At 73.7% G+C, this 3,898-nt stretch carries 3 protein-coding genes and 1 pseudogene; all 4 read right to left on the bottom strand.

The genetic code is table 11. The features are described 5' to 3' along the window. Window positions 1-181: 181 nt before the first annotated feature. Window positions 182-1,237, bottom strand: coding sequence for a DNA polymerase III subunit delta' (locus FV233_RS28510; protein WP_147899533.1), 1,056 nt, complete (start codon window positions 1,235-1,237; stop codon window positions 182-184). Between the two features lie 10 nt (window positions 1,238-1,247). Continuing rightward, entirely contained in the window at window positions 1,248-1,952 is a 705-nt protein-coding gene (gene tmk, locus FV233_RS28515) for a dTMP kinase (RefSeq protein ID WP_147899534.1), read from the bottom strand. Window positions 1,953-1,962: 10 nt separating this feature from the next. Next, the gene (locus tag FV233_RS28520) at window positions 1,963-3,183 is read right to left on the bottom strand and encodes a D-alanyl-D-alanine carboxypeptidase family protein (protein WP_147899535.1); all 1,221 of its coding nucleotides are present in this window, start codon (window positions 3,181-3,183) and stop codon (window positions 1,963-1,965) included. Between the two features lie 151 nt (window positions 3,184-3,334). Continuing rightward, window positions 3,335-3,898 (bottom strand): annotated as a pseudogene (locus tag FV233_RS30730) (septal ring lytic transglycosylase RlpA family protein); the annotation flags it as partial.

The raw sequence follows: 3,898 nt of genomic DNA on the forward strand, positions 1-3,898 counted from the left end.
CACGCTGGCTGGCGCCTTCTGCTCAAACCGCTCCAGGACAGCCCGCCACGGGCAACCCGATCCGTCCGATGCTTGCGTCATCGCAACGAGTTAGGCCCGAGCCAAACACCTTGAAAGGGCTGGGTCTACGACCTTTTGCGGGTCCAGGGCGGAGCCCTGGTCGTCCCGGTGCGCGCAACGTTTACGAGGCGGCCTCGGCGAGGTCCCCGAACAGCGACAGCACCACCGGGCGCCGGTCGAGATTGTAGATCGCGGCCTCCCGGGCGGCGCGGCCGAACCGCTCGGCGACGTCGACCAGGGCGGCGAGGCGGGCGGGCGGCTCGTCCCGGCGGCGGTCGAGCTCGGCCGAGACGAAGCGCAGGACCGCGTCCTGGGCGGCCTCGAACCGCGCCTCCGCGTCGCGCCCGGCCAGGGTCTCGGCGAGCTTGAGCACCCGGCCCCAGTCGGGGGTGTGCGCCCGGGCCAGCAGGGTCTCGACCTCGGCGACGAGGCCGGCCGTGACCGGATCGAGCATCGCCAGCGCCCGGGCGACCGAGCCCTCGCACTGGGCGACCGCCCGGGCCAGGGCGGCCTCCTCGGGCTGCGGGAACGGCTCGGGCAGGCCGCGCACCACCTGCGCCACCGCCTCGGGCGCCAGCGGGCGCAGCATCAGCACCCGGCAGCGGGAGCGGATCGTCGGCAGCAGCCGGCCGGGCTGGTGAGCCAGGATCAGGAACAGGGCGCGCGGCGGCGGCTCCTCCAGGACCTTGAGCAGGGCGTTGGCCGCGTTGGCGTTCAGGTCCTCGGCGCTGTCCAGGATGCAGACCCGCCAGCCGGAATCGGTGGCCGTCGAGGCGAACAGGTCAAGGGCCCGGCGGACCATGTCGACCGAGATCTTGGTGGGCAGCGCCTTGGCGCCTGCGGTGCGGTGGCGGCGCAGGGCGACCAGGTTCGGATGCGACAGGCCCGCGACCTTGCCGGCGACGGGGTTCTCGTCCGGCATATCGAGCCCAGCCGGCCCGCCGCCCTCGGGATAGGCGAGCAGGCGCCGGGCGACCCGGTAGGCGAGGGTCGCCTTGCCGATGCCGGGGGCGCCGCCGATCAGCCAGGCATGGTGCAGGCGCCCCGCCGCGATCCCCTCCGCGAAGGCGGCCGCCGCGGCCGCGTGGCCGACCAGCGCCCGGGTCTCCCGCGGGCGCGGGATGCCGGGGAGGTCGCCGGGCTCGACGTCGTCGGCGGCGCGGTCTGCCGGTTTCACGGCGCGGGGCTCAGGCGGCATCGCCGCGGCTTTCTTTGATCGGCAGCAGGCCCGGCAGGCGGGATGCCACCGCGGCGCGGATCGCGGATTCCACCGCATCGGGGTCGCGGCCGGCATCGATCACCGCGCAGCGCTGCGGCTCGGCCCGGGCGATCGCCACGAAGGCCTCGCGCAGCCGCGTGTGGAAGGCGAGCGATTCCGCCTCGAACCGGTCGGCCCCCTGCCCCGTGCTGGCGGCGCGCCCGGCCGCGCGGGCGAGCCCGGCTTCGGGGGCTAAGTCGAGGATCAGGGTCAGGTCGGGCCGGGTCGGGCCGACCACGACCCGTTCCAGGGCGGTGACGACGGCCGGATCGAGTCCTCCGGCCGCGCCCTGGTAGGCCCGGGTCGAGTCGATGAAGCGGTCGCATAGCACGATCTCGCCCCGGCGCAGGGCCGGGCGGATCAGGCGGTCGAGGTGGTCGATCCGGGCGGCGCTGAACAGCAGCGCCTCCGCGAAGGGGCCGTAGGGCTTGGCGACGCCGCCGAGCAGGGCCGCGCGGATTTCTTCCGCCCGGGGCGAGCCGCCGGGCTCGCGGGTCACGCGGACCTCCCGGCCCGAGCGCGACCGCAGGGTCGCGGCCAGGCGGGCGACCTGGGTCGACTTGCCGGCGCCCTCCCCGCCCTCGAAGGTGATGAAGGTTCCCTGCGAAGCGTCTTCGAAGCCTGGCACGATCACGGGCGTCCAATCACGTCGGATCGGCCGTACGCTCGCCGGGTTTCGCGTCCTTCTTGCCGACGCGGTCGAAGGCCTTGCGCACGAGGCCGGTGCCGAATTCCAGCGCCGCATCCATCGCCCGCTGCGACAGCGTGCCGGCCTCCACCGTCGCGCCGGCGAAGAGCGGCTGGTCGAGGGCGACCGTGTCGCCGCGCTGGATCCGCAGGGTGCCGACCTGCCGGCCCTCCTCGACGGGAGCCATCAGCGGCCCGGTATAAACCACCTTGGCGCTGACCCGGTCGCTGGAGCCGCGGGGCAGCAGGACCCGCACCGGCTTCTTCGAGACCAGCGGCACGGAGCCCGCCTCGCCGCCGAACACCGAGGCGTCGGCGACCGTCTCGCCGGCCCCGAAGATCTGCCGCGTCTCGAACGCGCGGAACCCCCATTCCATCAGCTTGCGCGCCTCGGAGGCCCGGTCCCGGGCGGTCTTGAGCCCCGAGATCACCAGCACCAGGCGCTGGCCGTTCTGCACCGCCGAGCCGGTCAGCGCGTAGCCCGATTCCTCCAGGTAGCCGGTCTTCAGCCCGTCGGCGCCGATGTCGAGCGCCAGGAGCGGATTGCGGTTCTGCTGGCGGATCTTGTTCCAGGTGAACTCCTTCTCGGCGAAGATCTTGTACAGGTCCGGGTAGGTGTCGATCAGGTGGATCGCGAGCTTGGCCATGTCCCGGGCCGTGACCTTCTGGTCGGGCGCCGAGTAGCCGGTGGCGTTGCGGAAGGTCGAATTCGTCAGCCCGATCTCCTTGGCCCGCTGGTTCATCAGCCCGGCGAAGGAGTCCTCGGTGCCGGCCATGTTCTCCGCGATGGTGATCGCGGCGTCGTTGCCCGACTGGACGATCAGCCCGCGCAGCAGGTCCGACATCTTGATGCGGCTGTTGACCTGGGCGAACATCGACGAGCCGCCGCCGCCGGCCCCGCCCCGCTTCCAGGCGTCCTCGGTGACGGTGAACTCGGTATCCATCGCCAAGCGGCCGGATTTCAGCGCCTCGAACACGATGTCGGTGGTCATCAATTTGGCCATGCTGGCCGGGGAGAACCGCTCGTCGGCGGCCTTCTCGAACAGCACCGAGCCGGAATCGGCGTCGATCAGGATCGCGTGCGGGGCCGCCGTCTGGAAGCCCTGGGCGGTCGCGCCCGCGAGGCCGGCGCCCAGCGCGCAGGCGGCCGCCAGAAGGGTGAGAAGGGTCCTGCGCATCACCGGTCCGTCCCGCGCCTGCCGCCCGGCCGGAGAAACTCCCGCCGCATCCGGATAACAAGCGTGACCATATTACGGTTTCAGCGCCGGATCGAATGCGAAATGCCGCACTGCGGAACGGCACGCCGTCCGGGAAGCGCCGGGGCCGCCCTCAATAGATCCCGGCGAGGCGCGCATGCCCCCCGCCCGACGCCGTCCGGGTGGGCGCCCCTGCCTTCGCAGGGGCCGGAGCCTTCGCGGTCGCCGCGACCTTGGCTGGCACCGCTGCCTTGGCCGAGGCCGGAACCGTGGTCTTGGAAGCGATCATCGTGGATCCCTTGGCGGCGCCGGAGGCCAGATGCGCCAGGGTGGACTTGGCTGAGGCCGGCAGCGCCGCGGGTGCCGCCGCGGCGAGTTTCGTCGGGGCGGGCGTTGTGGGCCGCGCCGGCCGGCCGGCGGCGACGGCGGCCTTCGGGGTCGTGCCGTGGCCCGGGGCCGGGTTGAGGCCCGCGACCTTTAGGTCCGGGCCCTTGAGGCCCGCGCCTTTGGCGCCGGCTCCCGCATGCTCTGCGACCTGGATCGGCGCGGGCCGGAAATCCCGCACCTTCTGGGCGGTCGGCTGGACGGCCGCCGGCACCCGCATGGCGGCCGAGGCGAGCACGATCGGCGCGCGCACCGGGGCCGGCCGGTCGGGCCGCGACGCCGGGGCCTCGTCGGACTGGGCCCGCTCGGGGGG

This window comes from Methylobacterium sp. WL7 (assembly GCF_008040085.1).
GTDB lineage: Bacteria > Pseudomonadota > Alphaproteobacteria > Rhizobiales > Beijerinckiaceae > Methylobacterium > Methylobacterium mesophilicum.